Genomic DNA, 19541 nt, shown 5'->3' with positions numbered 1-19541 from the left:
CGTGGTGTTCTTTTGTTTTTTTGTTCGTAGTTTAATTTCAGTTAACTTATTACTAACTTAGCAAATGTGATTTAATGTTGCAACTAAGTTATGCACATTTTTCAATAAAAATGTCAAAAAGAATTTTGGTTGTAAAAATATTAAAAGGATTTTTAGGTTTTGGAAATAACAAAAACCCTTGATTTTTTCTTTCAGATTTGATATGCTCAAAATGCGAAAATTATTGTAGAATAAGGCTATACGAGGCTAGATAAGGGAGCAGGTTTACAGGGTAATGATATTAATGACGATCTTATTACCATATAATCTTGTTTCGCCCTATTTAGCCTTCTTTCATTTATGAGCGGACATTCTAAGTGGGACAAAATTCATCGTCAAAAAGGAGCAACTGATGCAGCTCGCGGTAATTTATTTACAAAACTTTCAAGAAATATTTCGGTCGCGGCTCGGGGTGGTGGCGATCCAGATATGAATTTTTCCTTAAAGATAGCAATTGACAAGGCCAAGGCTAGCAACATGCCCAAGGACAAAATTGAAAATGCAATCAAACGTGGGACCGGTGAACTTGGTGGTGCGGTTATTGAGGAGGTTTTGTATGAAGCTTATGGTCCAGGGGGAATGCCTTTATTGATTGAAGGAGTGACCGATAATAAAAATCGAACTACGCCAGAAGTGAAAGCTATTCTTACCAAAAACGGAGGTTCACTGGGAGCTCAAAACTCTGTTAAATGGATGTTTGAACACAAAGGAGTTATTCGTGTCGATTTAGCTAAACTGGAAGATAAAGATGAATTAATGATGGAAGTGATTGATTTAGGCGCTGATGATGTGGAGGAAGAAGAAGGTGGTCTAACAATTGAGACTAGTTTTTCTAATTTTGAAAAGGTAAGAAAAGAATTGGAAAATAAAAGCATTAAACTTGATTATGCGGAAATGGAATGGGTAGCTAAAGATAAGCAGGAAGTTAATGAACAATCGGCTGAGAAGATTGAGAGGATCATGGATTTGCTTGAAGCTCACGATGATGTGAATGGCGTTTATACTAATATCGAGTAAAAAAGAAAGAAAGAAAGAAAGAAAGAAAAAAACATGAATGCATATCAAGAAAAACTGAAGAAATTGATGAATGATTATGTTCATTTTGTTTATAGGATAACAAGAAACTTTCCAAAGCAAGAAATGTATAGCTCAGTATCACAGTTTCGAAGAGCAGCTTTGTCAATAATACTAAATTATATTGAAGGCTATGCCAGAAGAAAGACATTGGTAAGACTTAATCATTTGGAAATCAGTTTAGGGTCATTTAAGGAGTCAAGTTATCTTTTGGAATTCTCATTAGTTGAAGAGTTTATTTCGAAAGAGGAGTATGAAGAGGGAACTAAGCTGGAAAAAGAGATCGGAGCTATGTTATGGACCGAGCTTACTAATTTAGAGAAGAGTATTCGCAAAAAGTGATTTTTTCTTTATTTCTTTCTTTCTTTTTTAACTTATGTCTAAACAAAAAGTAATTCTCGGAATCGACCCAGGCTATGGCCTCACTGGTTTTGGCGTGATTAAAGTTAAAGGATCTGTGTTTGAATGTGTTGATTATGGAGTTATCAAAACCCATAAAGATGAGGAGTTTGTTCAGCGTTTAAAATACTTGAGTAAAGATTTAAAATCAATAATTAAAAAATATAATCCAGATTTGGTGGCAGTTGAAGAACTTTTCTTTTTTAAAAATGTAAAAACTGCGATTAAGGTTGGTCAGGCACGAGGCGTGATTTTGCTAACAGCGGTCGAAGCTGGCAAGCCTATTGTTGAGTTTACACCTCTTCAGGTTAAACAAGCCATAACTAGTTATGGCCGAGCTGAAAAGGCGCAAGTTCAGCAGATGGTTAAAGTGTTTTTGAATTTAGAAAAGATTCCAAAGCCAGATGACGCAGCCGATGCTTTAGCGGTGGCTATCTGCGCAGCTAATTCAGATAAGTTAAAAAGTTAAAAGTTTATAAAGTATGAAGAAAATTATTATATTAATGGTATTAACAATTCTACTTTGTCCAGGTTTTGCGTTGGCACAAGACGAAATTGATACTACTCCATTGTTGAAAGCGGTGGCTGGGCAGGATAGAAACGTAGTTGTTTACCACCAAGTTATTTTCTCAGCTTTGGGTTCAATTACTAATAATGTAGACCAAGTTGAATATCGTTGGGATTTTGGTGATGGTTATTGGGCAAATGGCAAAGAGGTCACACATACCTATGACAACTCCGGTGTTTATAGAGTCAAGCTGGAGCTCAAGGCAGTAGCAGGAGAAGATCAATTGACTGGAGTGGATGAGATTATTGTTAATGTTGATAAGGATGTAATGATTCTTATTAGTGACGTAAATCTTGAGCCAGAAAAATTACAAGCGGTACAAACGATTGCTTCTGCACAGGGTACTCTTGTTGTTGATTTTCAAGTCAAAGATGAAGTTGATTATATTGCAGAAAAAGAATTAGCTCAAAAAATATTAAAAAGTAAAGAGGACATCAGACAAGCTAGTTCAATTGTAGTTTGGACAAAAAACAATGTTGGGCTTAATGCGTTATTGGAAGTCGCGCAAGACTTGACCAAGGCATCGGACGAGAATGGAAGTAACCTAGATAGTTTTGGTTTTGCAAATAAATACTTTGTGGTCATTACTGATCAAAATTTTTCAGCTACAGCTCGCTTGGGACAGAGCGTTTATAATTTAATTTCACCACAATTTATTGTTTTGACTCGGGCGGACGCTATGAATGAAGTATTTTCCACGACTGATTTTCCTGGCCTTCTAAATCGATTAAAATATGGACAAACTGATTACCGGCTAGTTGGCCTACATACTCAGCGGGATGTTAATCGTTTAAAGTGGTCAAATTTTGTTTCGTATTTTGTTAGTTACATGGTTGATAACGGTGTAGCCTTGAATACAATTTATTTAATTTTAGTTTTGCCAATCATCGCTACGGTGATTGCTTTTTTTCGTCAAATTATCGGAGTCAAGGCTATGGGTATTTACATGCCTTCTATTGTGGCAGTTTCTTTTTTGGTCACAGGCTTAAAATATGGTTTAGCATTGTTTCTAATGACACTAATTGTAGGAACGGTGAGTCGTTTGTTGGCACGCAAAGTTCGGTTGTCTTACTTACCGAGAATGGCGATTGTTTTGACTATGGTAAGTTTTTCGATTTTCTTGGCGTTTTTATTAGGTGCCTCGATGAACAAAACGGGACTTTTGGAAATTTCTATATTCCCTATTTTGGTGATGGTGCTCTTGACTGAAAAGTTTATTTCAGTACAAATTGAAAGAGGTCACAAAAGCGCAATTGTTTTAGTTATAGAGACTTTATTTTTATCAATTATATGTTATTGGCTGGTCAGTTGGCAGTTTATGAGAACGTTTATTCTTGGTTACCCAGAGTTTATTTTAGGTACCATAATTTTGAATGTTTTGATTGGAAAATGGACTGGCTTACGTTTAACTGAATATTATCGTTTTAGAAAGGTTATAAAAAATGTTGAGTTGGCTACAAAAAAGTAAACTAATTCTTGGCATGAACGCCAGGAATTTGAAATTTATAAGACCTACAGCCACCAAAAACCGGGTGGCCTTGGTTGATGATAAATTAAGGACCAAAAAGTTGTTGGAAAAACATGAATTACCAGTTTGTAAAATTATTGCCAAGATACAAAACAGAAAACAGTTTTATAAGTTTGACTGGACAAGTCTACCAAAAAGTTTTGTTTTGAAGCCCAATAGAGGATTAGGTGGTGAAGGGATAGTAGTAACTTTTGGGAAAAAGAAAAATGGTAATTGGGTTTTGCCAAACAATAAGGATGCTAGTCTGCGAGATATTGTTTCAAGAGTTTCTAACATTTTGGACGGTAATTATTCTAAGACTAATGTACCAGACACCGCTTTTTTTGAAGAGCGGTTAAAAATTCATCCAGCATTTAAATTATATAGTTATAAGGGGGTTCCAGATGTGAGAGTGATTATTTATAATAAAGTTCCGGTTATGGCGATGCTTAGACTTCCGACCAAGGCGTCTCGTGGCAAAGCCAATCTTCATCAAGGTGGAATTTGTGTAGGAATTGATATTTCTACTGGAGTAACCACCAATGCTATCCAGTCGGACAGGTTAATTGAGACTTTGCCAGATATTAAAATACCCTTGAGAGGAATAAAAATTCCTTATTGGGATGAAATTTTAGCATTGTCAGTCAAGGCTGCAATGGTTTGTGGATTGGGGTATTCAGGTGTAGATATTGCCATTGACAGAGAAAAGGGCCCTATTATTCTAGAATTAAATGCGCACCCAGGTCTGTCAATTCAAATTGCTAATTTGGCATCACTCAAAGATCGGTTACTCCGCGTTGAAGGTTTAAAAATCAAAACAGTAAGCAAGGGGATCAAAGTTGCTAAAGAATTGTTTGGTGGTGAAATTGAAGATGAGGTGGAAGGCATTACAGGAAAGAAAATTTTAGGTATAATAAATGATATAAAAATAAAGAATAAAAAAGGCGAGTGGATTGAGTGTTCAGCGAAGTTGGATACCGGAGCAGGAATTACTTCTATAGATGAAAATTTCTCTCGTCAGTTGGGATATGGTGAAGCTATTGAGTATTATCAAACTTTTGATATTAAACGAGTATTAACAAAACAGGAATTGGATGATTTGAGCAGTCGTAAAGTTTGGAAAGAATTGGAAAAGCATGAAGACATTGTAGCGGTTGCCAAAACTTATAGTAGTCATGGCGCATCTTATCGAATGGAAATCCCTTTGAAAATAGAATTAGCAGGAACGTCAATTAACTCGAATGCCTCTGTTATCATGAGGGAGAATATGAAATATCCTGTTATAATAGGAAGGCGAGATTTACGCAAGTTTTTAATTGATCCAACAAAAGGGTAATAAAGGTTCGTGAAGGAAAAAATTTATAAAGTTTATTTTTGTTTATTATGAAGTTATTAATAATTGGACCGAAGTCAAAAGAAAATATCAGCATTGCTCAAGAGGCGAAAAAGCGTCATCACCATGTGGTACATACTTCTCTGAGTAAAATATCCTTATTAGTAAGAGGTAATAAAATGGAAGCATATTGGCGCGGTAAAAAACTGGATGGTTTTGGTGTTTGTTTGTTCCGAGGGATTTCACCACACTTTGCTAAAGCTAAAACCTTGGCACGCTTTCTGAAATTTTCTGGCACAGAAGTGATTGATCGGGAGTTGTATAATAAGGCTTATGAGTTTGATAAAATGTTTATGTCTTTTGAGTTTTTTCAGAAGGGATTACCTTGTATTGATACATTTCACTTTTCGACTTATGAGGAATTATCTCGCTATATGGCTAAAATCCCTAGACCGGTTGTCATCAAGGATATTGCTGGTATGCAAAGCCGTAATATTTATTCATTCAAAACAAAAAAAGGCTTAGAGCAGTTTTTTCAGAAAAGAAAAAATAAAGTTAAACAATTTCTAATTCAGAAAAGACTAAACAGTAATTTTTACTATCGCGTGGTTGTGGTTGGTAATGAAGTTTTAGGCGCAATGAAAAGAATGAGTTATTTCAATTTGGAAAGAAAAAACATTCCGTTGGCCAAACGATCAGTTTTTGCAGAATTGACCAAGGACCTGAAGATATTAGCACTGAAAGCAGCTAAAGCAACGAATACAGATATTGCTGGAGTTGATATAATAAAAGATGGTGATGACTTGAAACTTTTGGAAGTAAATCGTTCACCTAAATTTAAACGTTTTACCAAGATTACCAAAATTAATGTTGCTGAGCAAATCGTTAAATATCTTGAAAATTGCTAACATAAGGTAAAAATTATATTTATGAAAACATCTCCTTACGTAAAAGTAGTATTAAATGAGGCTGAGAAGTTTGGCATTAAAGCTAGACGTATTGGCAATAGTAAGAGTATTTTTGCGTTGCAAAGAAAAAATAAATTTACTTATGTTTATCAAACATTAACTGAATTGGTTAGTGATCCTTATTATACAATTGCTGCAAATAAGTTTTTGACCAGTTATACTCTTAAAAAAGCTGGTTTTCCGGTTCCTGAATTCAAATTAATCAAGGATTATAGTGAAGCGATAAATTTTCTAAAAAGACACAAGAAAATAGTTATCAAGCCTTTGTCTGCCAACCGAGGAAAAGGTATTACAATTGGTATTAAAACCGAGGAGGATCTTCGTCGAGCTGTTAATTTTGCATTGAAACATACCAGTAAGAAGAAACTACAAAAAACTTATTCAAAGTGTGTGTTAGCGGAAAAGGCCGTACCTGGCGATGATCACCGCATTTTGGTTATTGACTATAAACATATTTTTGCAATAAAAAAAATACCAGCTTACGTCATTGGTAATGGTAAAGATACAATTCGTCAGTTGATTAATAGAAAAAACAGAGAGAAAAAAGAACACAAGCGAAAAATTGTGATAGATGAATCACTGGAGCATGTATTGGCTCGTCAGGATTTAAATTTACAAGATGTTCCGATTATGGATGACCGAGTTTTTGTGCGGCGAACTGCAAATTTGGCAACTGGTGGTGAAACTATTGATATTACTGATAAAGTGAATCCTAACATAAAAAAAATGGCCATTGATGCTGCCAAAGCATTGCAGATGACAGTTGCTGGCTTTGATTTTATGTGTCGTGATTATACCAAGGATAAGGGGTTTTTTATTGAAGTTAATCCAATTCCTGGATTTATGATGCATCATTATCCTCATCAAGGCAGGAAAAGAAATCCAGCAAAAAAACTAATTCAAATGTTAATTAAACATCACAAGATATGAGAGAACCAGCTCACGTTAAGGTGCTAAGAAATTCAGCTCGAAGCCTGGGTCTTCGTTTTGCTAAATTTGATCCAGAAGGTGCTCTACATGTCGTGAGCAAGGGAAGGCAAACTAGATTGATTAATCGATCTGCCACCGAGTTTACCAGTAGACTTAGTTATCTTTTGGCAGATAATAAGATGATGACAGTTGATGTTTTAAAAACTTTCGGATTGCCGGTCCCAAAACAAAAACTAGTAACTAATTATAGTGAACTCTTGGCGTTTTATCGAAGACATAAACGGGTGGTTGTTAAGCCTAATAAATCTTCTTTGGGAAAAGGAGTGACAGTTGGAGTAACAACATTAAAAAACCTGAAAAAAGCTTTTAAATTTGCGAAAAAGTATGGTAAGAAAGTATTAATAGAAGAGTTTGTTCCAGGGGATGATTATAGGGTTACGGTGATTGATTATAAACATGTGTATGTAGTAAAGCGAGTACCAGCTTTTGTGGAAGGTGACGGCAAGCATGATGTTGAATGGTTAGTAAAAAAGAAAAATAAGATAAAGAAGAAATACAAAAAAGATATCAAGTTGGACGAAAAATCTGAAAAGATTTTAGCGTCTAGGGGGTATACTTTTGATAGTATTCCTGCAAGAGGTGAAAAAGTTTTTTTAAGAAATGCAGCTAATGTTGCAGAAGGTGGTACAAGTATTGATTGTACAGAGCAAATTTCAGATAAATTAAAAAGCGTTGCTATTGAAGCTTGTCGAGCTTTGAAGTTAGCTAGCGCTGGAGTTGATGTTTTAACTGAAGACATTTCCAGCGACAAAGGCGTTATTATTGAAGTAAATCCACGACCACATGTTGTTTTGCATCATTATCCTCATTTGGGTAAGTCAAGATTTCCTGGACGTGATATAATTAGAATGTTATTTAAGTAATTTCGAGTTTTTCAAGCTTATGCCAATTCCTCAACTTCGTGTAGTTCGTAATGGACCTCGGCGACCACGAAAAAGAAAATTTTTCAAACAGAAACTAAGAAAAAAAATTCGCTATTGGATTAGCAAGGGAGTTTATATTAGTATTGTTTTGGTTTGTTTGATTGGAATATATTTAATTGGCGCAGTAGCTTGGTATTCTAGGAGCTTGCCGGATCCGAATAAGATTTTGGAACGTAATATTTCACAAAGTACAAAGATTTATGATCGTGATGAGGAAATGGTTTTGTATGATATTCATGGAGCAGAAAAAAGAACTTTAGTTAAACTTGAAGATATTCCCGAATTTGTTAAATGGGCAACTATTTCAGCTGAAGATAAGCATTTTTATGAACACAAAGGATTTAATTTACTGGCTATGTTTAAGGGGGTAATTATTGATCCGTTAATGGGAAAAAGGGTGCGCGGTGGCTCAACTTTAACTCAACAGTTTGTAAAAAATGCAATTTTAACTAATGAAAGAAAAATATCTAGAAAAATAAAAGAATTTATATTATCTTATAAAATTGAAAAAGCTTTTGACAAGGATGAAATTTTACAAATGTATCTAAATGAGATTCCTTACGGCTCTGTTGCTTACGGTGTTCAATCGGCCAGTCAAACATTTTATAATAAGGATGTGCAAGAATTAACCTTAGGAGAAGCTGCTGTTTTAGTAGCGTTGCCACAAGCTCCGACCTATTATTCTCCATATGGTTCACATACCGATGATTTATTCAACCGACAAAAGTATGTTTTAGATCAAATGGTAAAAGGTGGCTACATTACTGAACAGCAAGCTGAGGAAGCTGGTAATGAAGAAATAGAATTTGCCTTGAAGAAACAGTCAATTATTGCACCTCATTTTGTGATGTACGTAAAAGAATTATTAAGTGAAGAATTGGGAGATGAATTAGTTGAAAATGGTGGACTGAAAGTCACTACTACTCTTGATTTGGATAAACAAGAAAAAGGCGAGCAGGCAGTTATAGATGGAGTGGAACTTAAAGGAGCTCAATATGGTTTTCATAATGCTGCTTTAGTAGCTCTTGACCCGAGCTCAGGTCAGATATTATCCATGGTTGGTTCAAAGGATTATTTTGATTTAGAAAATGATGGTAATGTAAATGTGACTTTGAGTTTAAGACAACCTGGTTCATCAATGAAACCCCTAGTTTATTTAGCGGCATTGCAAAAAGGATATACTCCGGATACTATTTTGTATGATGTAGAAACAACATTTAAGACAGATACCAAGGATTATCACCCACTAAATTATGATTTAATGGAACATGGACCTGTGGCAATGCGCAAAGCTTTGCAAGGTTCTTTGAATATTCCAGCGGTAAAAGCAATTTACTTAGTAGGGGTGCAAAAGGTGATTGATATGTTGGAATTATTTGGTTACACCACCTTTGAAGATAGATCTCGCTTTGGTTTATCTCTAGTTTTAGGTGGTGGAGAAGTGAAATTATTAGAACATACAGCAGCTTTTGGTACTTTGTCTAATCAAGGTGTCTACCATCAGCCAGTAGCAATATTAAAAGTTGAGGACAGTAAAGGAAATGTTTTAATTGAGTATAAAGAGAAAAAACGTAAAGTAATGAACAAAGATAATATCAATATTTTAACAAATATGTTGTCTGATGATGCAGCACGCGCCTATGTGTTTGGTGCTGGGAGTTATTTGACTTTACCTGGTCGACCAGCGGCCGCTAAAACAGGTACCACTAATGATTATCGTGATGCTTGGACTGTTGGTTATACGCCGTCTTTAGTCGCTGGAGTATGGGTAGGTAATAATGATAATTCAGAAATGAAAAAAGGTGCAGCTGGTGGAGTGGTAGCAGCGCCAATCTGGCATAACTTTATGGCCAAAGCTCTTGAAGGTTCACCAGTTGATAGTTTTCCTGAAGTGGAAATTGAAAAAACCGGTAAACCAATTCTTGATGGTGAAGTATCTCCAGAAATAGTAGTCAAAATTGACAAGCATTCAGGTAAATTAGCCAACGAGTTTACACCAGAAAGTTCAATTGAAGAGAAAAAATTCCGTGATGCTCATAGCATTTTGCATTATGTTTACAAAGATGATCCGCAAGGTGGTGCCCCAGAAAATCCTGCAAGCACGGATTCAGCATATGAACAATGGGAGGCTGGAGTTCAAGATTGGATAAAACGTACAGACGAAGAAGGCGGTGAAGATAGTGAATTTATTTTTGAAACTCCACCAACGGAATATGATAATGTGCATACAGAGGAAAACAAACCAACGATTTTTATTGTTAATCCTAAAAATAACCAAACAATTTCAGATACAACTTTAAGTGCGTCAATTAATGCGTCAGCTCCACGTGGTGTTCATCGAGTTGAATATTATATTGACAACATTCTAATCGCTACTAAAACCAACGCACCCTTTAATCTTCATTATTTACTTAGTAGCTATTTTAGCAAAGGCTATCATAAGTTGAGGGTTATCGCCTATGATGATGTTGATAATAGTAATGAAACACAAATTGATTTAAATATTACCGTGGAATTACCAGAGCCTAGTGTTATCTGGACATCAATTAGCAGTGGCGAAATAATAAAGCAGAGTCAATTTCCAGTCCAAGTCAATATGAAGTTAACTGACCTTGTCTCAAGTAAAAAGGTTGATTTTTATCAAAGAAAAATGGACACTGGTCAGATTAATTTATTGTCAACAGTTATTTTACCAAAGCAAAGTAATATTGTGTTTGAATGGCCAGCAGTTTTTGAACAAGGTGAATACCAACTTTATGTAGATATTGTTGATCCGGGAGGTAAACATTTCAAATCTAGTTCAGTTGGAGTGACTGTTGAATAAAAAAGATTGTATAATGAAAAGAACCTTCACGTGATGAAGGTTCTTTGTTTTTATATATTGTGTAAGCCTTGGCAGTTATGATAATTTGTCAACAGCTAGCCTTTGATTTGGTTTATTTTTTTGCTATAATAACAGCATACCTTTTGATGAATATTCGAACTTCCCGATATTTAAATTCTAAATAAATTCAAAAATTTGGATTTTAAAGTTTTGTATTTGTTTAGTGCTTAGAATTTAGGATTTAGAATTTTATCAGAGTATGTATTTACAACGATTAGAAATTCAAGGATTTAAGTCTTTTGCGAAGAAGACTACTTTTGAGTTTTCCGCAAAATCAAATCATGACTCTGCTGCCAAAAGTATTGTAGCTATTGTTGGGCCCAATGGATCTGGGAAATCTAATGTAGCAGATGCAATTAGGTGGGTTTTGGGCGAGCAGAGCTTAAAGTTGATTCGTTGTAAGAAGTCGGATGATGTTATTTTTGGTGGTAGTGAAACAAGGGCCCGGCAAGGCTTTGCAGAGGCATCTCTGATTATGAATAATGAAGATAATGAACTGCCTATTGATTATACAGAAGTAGTGTTGACTCGTAGAGTTTATCGTAATGGAGAAACAGAATATTTATTAAACAAAAGCAAGGTTCGTCTTTATGATATTTTAATTTTGTTGGCCAAGGCGAATTTTGGACAAAGAAGTTATAGTATTATCGGTCAGGGTATGGTAGATCATATTATTAATGTTTCAGCGTTTGAAAGAAAAGATTTTTTTGATGAAGCTACCGGAGTTAAACAATATCAGATTAAACGTGATCAGTCAGTAAATCGTTTACGCCGGTCGAGGACAAATCTGGATCAGACAAATAAAATTTTAGCTGAGTTAGAGCCACGACTCCGACTCCTAACCAGACAAATTAAAAAATTAGAAAAACGAAAAGAGGTTGAAACATTACTCCGTCAGCAACAGAAAAAATATTATGGTTATATTTGGAAAAACATGCAACGTGATCGCCAGCAATTTGAAGAGAAATTCAGTATAAAAGATGCCTTGAAACAGGATCTGGAGCAAAGACTAGAACAAGTTCAGGCTAACTTGGCAAAACTTGCTAAAGCAGAGTCACGTAAAGATATTTTCAATAATTTACAAAAAGATTACAACCGACTACAGGCTGATAAGAACGAAATTCAAAAAGATTTATCAACGATCAAGGGGAAGATGAGTTTGGAGTATGTAAAAGTTGGAAAACAAAATTTATCTTGGTTGGAAAACAAGAAAGAGGAAATAGGCAAACGTGTAAATGAGATAAAAGAAAGTCTGAATAATTTAGAAACCAAACTAGAACATAAAAAACAAGAGCTGGAAAAGAGTGAAGTTAAAATTCATGAGCTAAGTGGTCAGTTAACTGTTTTGAACAATAATTTACGAGCTGCTGAGAATGATTTATCGAAAATACGAAGTGGTGGTAGATATTCGGTTGGGATGGAAGCGGTTAAGGCTGTTATGAGACAAAAAGATTCTATTAAGGGGATATATGGGACTATTAGTGACTTAGCTAATGTAGACAAAGCTTATGAAACAGCGTTGGCTGTAGCTGCTGGCAATCGCTTGTCGGCCGTTGTGGTCCAAAGCGACGAAGTTGCCGTTAAGTGTATAAATTATTTAAGAGAAAATAGATTGGGAACAGTTACTTTCTTGCCGTTAAATAAATTACAGGTATATTCGCCAAATACGGAAGCAAAAAGAGTTTTAGAGGAGACGGGAGCTATTGGATTTGCGGTTGATTTGATTGGTTTTGATCCAAAATACAAAAAGGCATTCCAGTTTGTGTTTGGCACCACAGTTGTTGTTGATAATGTAGAACATGCTAAGCAAATTGGAGTAGGCCGGGCCAGAATGGTTACCCAGGATGGCGATATTCTTGAAAAATCTGGAGCAATGCGTGGGGGTTACAACAAGGGTTCTGCTATAACTTGGCAAATTGCTAGTCAAGAACAACGTTTGGTTTCTCAGGAAGGAAAATTAAAAGAAATTGCATTATTAAAGCAGAAGATTGAAGACTTCGTTAAACAAAAGCAGAGTTTGCTACTACAGGTAAATGATCTGAGAGTTGAGGTAGAGGTTGGTTCAACCAAGAAAAAGGGATTGGATCATGATTTTGCTGACCTAACTAAGGAAAAAGAAAAAATCAGTGATGAGATTTCAGAAAATCAGGTAGCGCCAAAAGATCAGGCAGTGTTGTTAAAAAATCTAACAAGTAAGAAGCAGGAACTTGAAAGGCAATTGGAAAAAATTGAAGAAAAAGTTGCGGAAGTTAGAAAAAAACTTGACCAATTCAATTTAGATGAAGAAAAGAAAAAAAATGAAGTTTTTGAATTGCAAGGCCAAATGCAAAAATACCAGATGAAATTGAATGATGTTAACCGAGAGGTCAATGATGTCAACATTTCCCTTGCCAAACTAGAAACCAAGAAAGAAGAGCTTGATAAAGAAATTGTTCAGGAACTGGGACCAGATTTTAAATTAGAAACATTGAAGGCTGATGAGCAGATTCTTAATCTTGACCAGCTTTGGTTTGAAATAAGTAAACTAAAACATAATTTGGAGCAAATTGGAGGGATTGATCCTGAAATAATTGCGGAACACAAGGAAGTTGCAGAAAGGTACGAGTTTTTAAGCGTGCAAGCGCAAGATTTAGAAAAAGCGATCAACGATCTAGAGAAGATTGTTAAAGAGTTGGATGTTATTATTAATAAACAGTTCAATGCTTCATTCAAAAAAATAAACAAAGCATTTGAAAAATATTTTACGAAAATCTTTGATGGAGGGAAGGCCAAGTTGGAGTTAATTCAAAAAGAACGAAAAGAAAAAAATGAAGTTGGCGAAAATCTAACTTTGAATCTTCACGATTCTTCTGATGATACCGATGCAGAGGTCGAGGAGCTTTTGCCAGAAGAACAGTCCAAGCTATTAAACACTGGAATTGAAATTATGGTTGCACCCCCAAACAAAAAGATAAGTAATATTGCTGTGTTGTCTGGTGGGGAAAGAACTATGACCTCATTGGCTTTGATCTGCGCTATTATTGATAGCAACCCTTCACCATTTATTGTAATGGATGAAGTTGAAGCTGCCTTAGATGAGTCTAATTCACATAAGTTCAGTGCCATATTGCAAGAGTTGTCGTATAAGGCTCAGTTTATCATCATTACCCACAATCGCGTTACTATGCACGTAGCAGATGCACTTTATGGCGTAGCCATGGGAGATGATGGGGTATCCAAGACTTTATCTTTGGATCTGCAGGCGGCGGAGAAAACAGTTAAGTAAATTTAATTATTAATATATAACTTTATGAAGGGTGGAAAATGTTCTTATTGGAAACGTGCTAACCATATTGGCTTATTTTTTCTAGTAATGTTCGTGTTGTGTTTTCTTTGGTATTATATTCGACCAGTTGAACAGTCAATGCATTTAAGTATGCTAAGGATGTCCTTTTTCGGCTTTGAAGGAATGAATACTCTCAGTTTCATTTTGGGCGCGATCCAGGCCTATGTTTGGGGATATATTGTATCAGGAGTTTGGGTGCTAGTCGGATGTCACTGTAAAGACGATAAGTGTAAAAAATAAAAGGTAGATAAAAAAAGAGGCTGAAAGGCCTCTTTTTTGGTTATCCCCAATAGTAGTTGACAGTAATTTTTTAATGGAGTATTATGTACCCACACCTGGGGTGGGGGTGTCGTGAATATCAAAGACCTAATAATCAATATACAATAAAAATTATGAGTAAAAAAGAAAAAGCGTTGATTAATTTTAAAAAAGCGAAAAGTCTTTTGGCGAAAATTTCCAAGATGACAGAGGAGGATAAGTATTGCGTAGATATTATGCAACAAAATTTAGCAGCTATTGGTCTTTTGAAGTCAGCTCACCATCTTTTAATGGAGGGGCATTTAAATAGCTGTTTTAAAAAGGCTATGTCTACAAAAAATAGTAAACAAAAACAGCAAATGATTGATGAAATTTTAAGAGTAAGTAAATTAACCAATAAATAATACCATTGTAAATATGAAAAACAAAGTATGGATTTTTGTATTAGTGCTGTTGGTCGCTGGAGTTGTAAGTGGTTGTACTGAGAAGCCAGCTGCCAAATCAAGCTCTGAAAGTAAAACCTCCAGTGCAAGTTCTTTTCAAAAGTCAATTCAACCAAAACCTACAGTCAAGCCCCAAGAAGCGACCTTTACTGGAGAGGCCGGAGATCCAGTTATTTTCGAAAATGATCAGATTAAATTAAGTAAAGCGATTTTTGATGATGGTAAGGCTCATTATTATAATGTGGAATTAGATGGTGACATGGTTTACTTTTTTGTAGTTAAAGACAAAAACGGAATATATCGTGCTGCGGGGAATGCCTGCCAGGTTTGTGCTGATGCGAAAATGGGGTTCCGTCAGGAAGGAAATAATATGGTGTGCAACACTTGCGGTAATAAGTATCCTTTGGAAAAAATAGCCACCGAAAAAGGTGGTTGTAACCCTGTGCCGGTCAATCCAAATTTAAAAGTCATTGGTAATGATTTAATCATTGAGAAACTTGATTTAAAAGATTTAAAAGGTCATTTCTAATATGAAAACAAAAAAAAGTGAGAAAAATCAAAAATGCAAAATTATAAAAGTTCATGGGATGACTTGTGTTTCTTGTGAAAATTTACTAGAAGAAGAATTGCAAAAAATTGAAGGTGTGAAATTAGTTAAAGCTAGTCACAAGAAAAGGCACATCGAGCTTCATTTTGAAGATGTTGAGCCAGATGAAAATAGAGTAAACGAAGAAATTAAGAAGCTAGGATATGAAATTGGTGAGAATTTAGAAAAAAAATTCTTCAGTAAAAACAGGGCGACACCATTGCAATGGTTTTGTTCGTTACTTACAGTTGGTTTTATTGTATTAGCCTATAAAGTTCTTAGTTTATTTGATGTTTGGGGGTTAGTTGGGTTTGACACAACGGATGTTAGCTTGGGAATTGCCTTTTTGATCGGAATAGTTGCATCTTTGTCTTCTTGTTTGGCAGTTGTTGGCGGAGTGGTAGTTTCTTTTGCTTCCAAGTATCAAGCAAAAGGCAACTTTTATCAAAAAAACGTTAAGCCACATTTACATTTTCATATTGGTCGACTAACTTGTTTCTTTGTTCTTGGCGGATTATTAGGAGTAATAGGTAGTTGGTTCGATATGTCCTCTGCCTTTAATGGTTGGTTAACAGCGCTTGTGGCAGTTGTAATGTTTTTGCTTGGCCTTAATATCCTTGGTTTTTTGCCGTCTCCAAGTTCGTTCGGAGTTAGGCTGCCTAAAAAATCAATGCAGTATTGGAATAAATTAAAAACATCAGAACATAAATCTGCTCCATTTTTACTTGGTGCCTTTACCTTTTTTCTTCCATGTGGATTTACTCAAAGTATGCAGCTTTTTGCAATCACAGTCGGAAGTTTTTGGCTGGGTGGATTGAGTTTATTCTTGTTTGCTCTTGGCACCGCTCCAATTTTAATTGGAGTTGGAATCGCAGCTTCTAGATTCCAGAATAAAAAAATGATTGTTTTCCAAAAAGTGATGGGTTTTGTTGTCTTAATTTTTGCTTTTTATACGCTTTTGACTGGACTAACAATTGCAGGGATCAATTTAGACCTTGGCTGGGATAAAGATTATGGATCGACCATCACTAAAGAAAATATTCAGGAAGTTATTATGAATGTAGATTATCGCGGTTATTCTCCAAATGTTTTTACAATAGAAAAAGGAATACCTGTTAAATGGGTTGTCGATGTGAAACAAATGACTGGTTGCACCAACGAAATTATTGTTCCTGAATTAGGAATTAAAAAGAAATTACAGTATGGCAAAAATGTAATCCAATTTACTCCCACAAAAGTTGGAGATTTATCATTCAGTTGTTGGATGGGGATGGTTAGAGGTAAGTTTATAGTAACAGATAGCTCAAGCTCGGTGAAGAAACCGGCAAGCGGTGGAGCTCCTTATAAAGTTAAGGCAATTCAAGATAATAGCTTGAACACAACATGTGACGGTGGTGGTGCGTGTGGTGGTTCTTGTGGCCAGCCATCCTGTGGTTGTGGTGGTTAAGTTGAATAAATATGTCAATAAAAATAAAATTTTTTGAAATAACTGCACCGTTTTACGAAATGATTCATTTTTCAGGCAAGAAGAAGATAATTAAATCAGTCAAAAAAGAAAAGTTCTTCAATCAGAAAGATAGGGTACTGGATTTGGCTGGTGGAACTGGGAGAATTGCTAAGATACTTTCTTGGCAGGTAGATGAAATGATAGTGCTCGATGCATCAGAAGAGATGTTAAAACAATGTAGAAAAAAAGGAATAAAGTGTAAGTTTGGCGTAGCAGAAAAGATTCCTTTTCCAGATAATTCATTCGACAAAATGCTTATAATTGATGCTTTTCATCATTTTCAGGATCAAGCGCAAGCAATTAAGGAAATAAAGAGAGTTTTGAAGGATGGCGGGAGTATTTTTGTGGAAGAAGTAAATCCTAGAAGTTTTGGTGGATTTATTTTGAAAATTGCTGAAAAGATTTTATTGATGGGGAGTAGGTTTCATTCACCGAAACGATTTAAGGAAATATTTGAAAAAAATGGATTCAAGGTTGAAATCGTTGGTTGTCAACATTCATTTTATAATTTAATAATTAGAAAATAATATAATTGAATATGTCCAAAAAAGAGCTTAGAATTTCGGGAATGCATTGTTCGTCTTGCGCTTTGATTATAGAAAAAAAATTAAAAAAAATCCCCGGAGTAAAGTCTGCCGTGGTTAATTATGCTAATGAAAAAGCTGTTGTTGAATATTCGGAAGAGGTGAAGAAAGGTGAATTGGAAGATTCTATTAAGCAATCAGGTTATGGAGTGGATGAGTATAATAACACAAAGAATAATGCTGGTCATCAGCATAGTAAAGCACCCGGTGCTCGAGAAGCCAATAGAGATCGAAATTATTTTCTTGTAAGTTTGGTAATTGCAATACCGGTTTTTATTTTAAGCATGGTAATGATGAGCAAAGGCATTGAAAACAAAATTGCGCAATTAGTTTTGGCTGGAATTGTTCAGTTTGTGCTTGGTGCTCGGTTTTATCGTGGTGCGTTTTATGCTTTAAAAAATAAAACGGCAAATATGGATACTTTGGTTGCGCTTGGAACAAGTGCTGCCTATTTTTATAGTATTGCTACTACTTTTTTCATTGCCGGAGATGTTTTTTTCGAAACTTCAGCACTTTTAATTACTTTTATTTTACTTGGTAAGTGGTTAGAGTCACGGGCCAAAGGAAAAACCGGTGAGGCTATTAAAAAATTAATGGAACTTGGTGCAAAAACAGCTAGAATAATTGTTGATGGTCAAGAAAAAGATGTTCCAATTGAACAAGTTAAAGTTGGAGATATTATTTTAGTTCGTCCTGGTGAAAAAATTCCTGTTGACGGTGAAATAATAGATGGGCATTCAAGTATTGATGAAGCGATGGTCACTGGCGAAAGCATCCCAGTAGAAAAAAAAGCAGGAGACTTGGTTATTGGTGCAACCATAAATAAAACTGGTAGCTTCAAGTTCAAGGCTACAAAAGTCGGGGCGGATACTATGCTATCGCAAATTATTCAATTTGTGCAAAATGCTCAAGGGTCAAAAGCGCCTATTCAAAAATTTGCAGATATGGTTTCAAGTTATTTTGTGCCGACCGTAGTTGTGATTGCAATAATTACATTTCTAATTTGGTACTTTTTAATTGGAGTGGTTTTTGTAAAGGCTTTAATGATTTTTACTGCTGTCCTTGTTATTGCCTGTCCGTGTGCTCTGGGATTAGCTACGCCTACTGCGATTATGGTTGGTACTGGTAAAGGCGCAGAAAGTGGGATTTTAATTAAAGGTGGTGAGTATTTGGAAATTGCAAATAAGGTTCAGGTTGTAGTGTTTGATAAAACCGGTACGTTGACTAAAGGTGAACCGGAAGTAACAGAGATAAAAATGACAAATGACAAATACAAAAGGACAGATATTTTGGGTATTGCTGCTTCATTAGAAAAAAACTCAGAGCATCCTTTGGCTGAATCAATTGTAAACAAGGCAAAGGAGGAAAAAATTTCATTAACTGAACCTGGTGAGTTTGATGCTATTGTTGGTATGGGTGTTAAGGGAAGAATAAATGGCCAAGAGGTTTTAATTGGTACAGAGAAATTAATGTTACAAAATAATATTTTGTTTGATGAAAAAGTTAGAAAACAAAAGCTCGAGCTTGAAGATCAGGGTAAAACAGTTATGATTATTGCCATTGCTAAGGAAGTAGCTGGGTTAATTGCGGTTGCTGATGTTGTTAAGGAAACTTCAAGACAATCAATTGAAAAATTAAGAGAAATGGGAATTGAAACGGTGATGCTTACTGGTGATAACCAGCGAACAGCTGAGGCAATTGGCAATCAGGTTGGAATTGATAAAGTATTAGCGCAAGTTATGCCTGAAGAAAAGGCCCAGCAGATTAAGAAGCTTCAAGCTGAAGGTAAAATGGTCGCTATGGTTGGTGATGGAATTAATGATGCTCCAGCCTTAGCACAAGCTGATTTAGGGATTGCTATGGGCGCTGGAACTGATATTGCTATTGAAACTGGTGGGATTGTTTTAGTGAAAAATGATTTGAACGACGCAGTCCGTTCAATTAAACTCAGTAAAATGACTTTGAGTAAAATAAAACAGAACATGTTTTGGGCCCTGTTTTATAACAGTATTGGGATTCCAATTGCGGCACTCGGTCTTTTACGCGCAGAATTCGCTGGATTGGCCATGGCTCTGTCAAGTGTGTCGGTGGTGATGAATTCTTTGTTACTGAAGAGGAAGAAATTAAAATAAGTAAAAAAAGGCGAGGATGTA

General features: G+C 35.5%; 16 protein-coding genes. All 16 read left to right on the top strand.

What is annotated here, in order from left to right; genetic code table 11:
• Positions 1–339 precede the first annotated feature (339 nt).
• The 16 genes from HN643_01755 to HN643_01680 all read left to right on the top strand — a co-directional run bounded on the left by HN643_01755 (position 340) and on the right by HN643_01680 (position 19520).
• Entirely contained in the window at positions 340–1056 is a 717-nt protein-coding gene (locus tag HN643_01755) for a YebC/PmpR family DNA-binding transcriptional regulator (protein ID MBT7500375.1), read from the top strand.
• 33 nt (positions 1057–1089) lie between these two features.
• Positions 1090–1455 (top strand): four helix bundle protein, encoded by a 366-nt coding sequence (locus tag HN643_01750; GenBank protein ID MBT7500374.1) that lies wholly within the window; start codon positions 1090–1092, stop codon positions 1453–1455.
• 34 nt (positions 1456–1489) lie between these two features.
• Positions 1490–1981, top strand: a complete 492-nt coding sequence (ruvC, locus tag HN643_01745; GenBank protein ID MBT7500373.1) for a crossover junction endodeoxyribonuclease RuvC — start codon at positions 1490–1492, stop codon at positions 1979–1981.
• Positions 1982–1994: 13 nt separating this feature from the next.
• Positions 1995–3548, top strand: a complete 1554-nt coding sequence (locus HN643_01740; GenBank protein MBT7500372.1) for a PKD domain-containing protein — start codon at positions 1995–1997, stop codon at positions 3546–3548.
• The gene (locus HN643_01735; protein ID MBT7500371.1) at positions 3523–4923 is read left to right on the top strand and encodes a hypothetical protein; all 1401 of its coding nucleotides are present in this window, start codon (positions 3523–3525) and stop codon (positions 4921–4923) included. Before HN643_01740 ends, HN643_01735 begins: the two co-directional genes overlap by 26 nt.
• A 47-nt stretch (positions 4924–4970) precedes the next feature.
• Complete coding sequence (locus HN643_01730; protein MBT7500370.1) at positions 4971–5828, top strand: hypothetical protein; 858 nt, start codon at positions 4971–4973, stop codon at positions 5826–5828.
• 21 nt (positions 5829–5849) lie between these two features.
• On the top strand, positions 5850–6818 hold the full coding sequence (locus HN643_01725) for an ATP-grasp domain-containing protein (protein ID MBT7500369.1): 969 nt from the start codon (positions 5850–5852) through the stop codon (positions 6816–6818).
• Positions 6815–7741: an ATP-grasp domain-containing protein gene (locus tag HN643_01720; protein ID MBT7500368.1), complete on the top strand. Its 927-nt coding sequence runs from the start codon at positions 6815–6817 to the stop codon at positions 7739–7741. Before HN643_01725 ends, HN643_01720 begins: the two co-directional genes overlap by 4 nt.
• Before the next feature lie 1852 nt (positions 7742–9593).
• Complete coding sequence (locus HN643_01715) at positions 9594–10625, top strand: hypothetical protein (GenBank protein ID MBT7500367.1); 1032 nt, start codon at positions 9594–9596, stop codon at positions 10623–10625.
• 259 nt (positions 10626–10884) lie between these two features.
• Positions 10885–13950 (top strand): AAA family ATPase, encoded by a 3066-nt coding sequence (locus HN643_01710; GenBank protein ID MBT7500366.1) that lies wholly within the window; start codon positions 10885–10887, stop codon positions 13948–13950.
• 24 nt (positions 13951–13974) lie between these two features.
• A complete protein-coding gene (locus tag HN643_01705; protein ID MBT7500365.1) occupies positions 13975–14250 on the top strand; it encodes a hypothetical protein in 276 nt (91 codons plus the stop codon).
• 152 nt (positions 14251–14402) lie between these two features.
• A complete protein-coding gene (locus HN643_01700) occupies positions 14403–14672 on the top strand; it encodes a metal-sensing transcriptional repressor (protein ID MBT7500364.1) in 270 nt (89 codons plus the stop codon).
• 13 nt (positions 14673–14685) lie between these two features.
• On the top strand, positions 14686–15240 hold the full coding sequence (locus HN643_01695; GenBank protein MBT7500363.1) for a DUF2318 domain-containing protein: 555 nt from the start codon (positions 14686–14688) through the stop codon (positions 15238–15240).
• A gap of 1 nt (position 15241) precedes the next feature.
• On the top strand, positions 15242–16744 hold the full coding sequence (locus HN643_01690; GenBank protein MBT7500362.1) for a hypothetical protein: 1503 nt from the start codon (positions 15242–15244) through the stop codon (positions 16742–16744).
• Positions 16745–16755: 11 nt separating this feature from the next.
• Positions 16756–17331: a class I SAM-dependent methyltransferase gene (locus HN643_01685; protein MBT7500361.1), complete on the top strand. Its 576-nt coding sequence runs from the start codon at positions 16756–16758 to the stop codon at positions 17329–17331.
• An 11-nt stretch (positions 17332–17342) separates the two neighbouring features.
• Positions 17343–19520, top strand: coding sequence for a copper-translocating P-type ATPase (locus HN643_01680; protein MBT7500360.1), 2178 nt, complete (start codon positions 17343–17345; stop codon positions 19518–19520).
• The last annotated feature ends 21 nt before the right edge of the window (positions 19521–19541 follow it).

The organism is Candidatus Falkowbacteria bacterium (genome assembly GCA_018674305.1).
GTDB lineage: Bacteria > Patescibacteriota > Patescibacteriia > UBA11705 > JABHMO01 > JABMRF01.
The sequence above is the reverse complement of the archived record's forward strand: the minus strand, read 5'-3'. Positions and strand labels throughout refer to the sequence as shown.

Excerpts from the sequence above, each read along its gene's own strand:
- HN643_01755 (MBT7500375.1), top strand. The coding sequence starts at position 340 with ATGAGCGGACATTCTAAGTGGGACAAAATTCATCGTCAAAAAGGAGCA.
- HN643_01750 (MBT7500374.1), top strand. The coding sequence starts at position 1,090 with ATGAATGCATATCAAGAAAAACTGAAGAAATTGATGAATGATTATGTT.
- ruvC (MBT7500373.1), top strand. The coding sequence starts at position 1,490 with ATGTCTAAACAAAAAGTAATTCTCGGAATCGACCCAGGCTATGGCCTC.
- HN643_01740 (MBT7500372.1), top strand. The coding sequence starts at position 1,995 with ATGAAGAAAATTATTATATTAATGGTATTAACAATTCTACTTTGTCCA.
- HN643_01735 (MBT7500371.1), top strand. The coding sequence starts at position 3,523 with ATGTTGAGTTGGCTACAAAAAAGTAAACTAATTCTTGGCATGAACGCC.
- HN643_01730 (MBT7500370.1), top strand. The coding sequence starts at position 4,971 with ATGAAGTTATTAATAATTGGACCGAAGTCAAAAGAAAATATCAGCATT.
- HN643_01725 (MBT7500369.1), top strand. The coding sequence starts at position 5,850 with ATGAAAACATCTCCTTACGTAAAAGTAGTATTAAATGAGGCTGAGAAG.
- HN643_01720 (MBT7500368.1), top strand. The coding sequence starts at position 6,815 with ATGAGAGAACCAGCTCACGTTAAGGTGCTAAGAAATTCAGCTCGAAGC.
- HN643_01715 (MBT7500367.1), top strand. The coding sequence starts at position 9,594 with ATGAAAAAAGGTGCAGCTGGTGGAGTGGTAGCAGCGCCAATCTGGCAT.
- HN643_01710 (MBT7500366.1), top strand. The coding sequence starts at position 10,885 with ATGTATTTACAACGATTAGAAATTCAAGGATTTAAGTCTTTTGCGAAG.
- HN643_01705 (MBT7500365.1), top strand. The coding sequence starts at position 13,975 with ATGAAGGGTGGAAAATGTTCTTATTGGAAACGTGCTAACCATATTGGC.
- HN643_01700 (MBT7500364.1), top strand. The coding sequence starts at position 14,403 with ATGAGTAAAAAAGAAAAAGCGTTGATTAATTTTAAAAAAGCGAAAAGT.
- HN643_01695 (MBT7500363.1), top strand. The coding sequence starts at position 14,686 with ATGAAAAACAAAGTATGGATTTTTGTATTAGTGCTGTTGGTCGCTGGA.
- HN643_01690 (MBT7500362.1), top strand. The coding sequence starts at position 15,242 with ATGAAAACAAAAAAAAGTGAGAAAAATCAAAAATGCAAAATTATAAAA.
- HN643_01685 (MBT7500361.1), top strand. The coding sequence starts at position 16,756 with ATGTCAATAAAAATAAAATTTTTTGAAATAACTGCACCGTTTTACGAA.
- HN643_01680 (MBT7500360.1), top strand. The coding sequence starts at position 17,343 with ATGTCCAAAAAAGAGCTTAGAATTTCGGGAATGCATTGTTCGTCTTGC.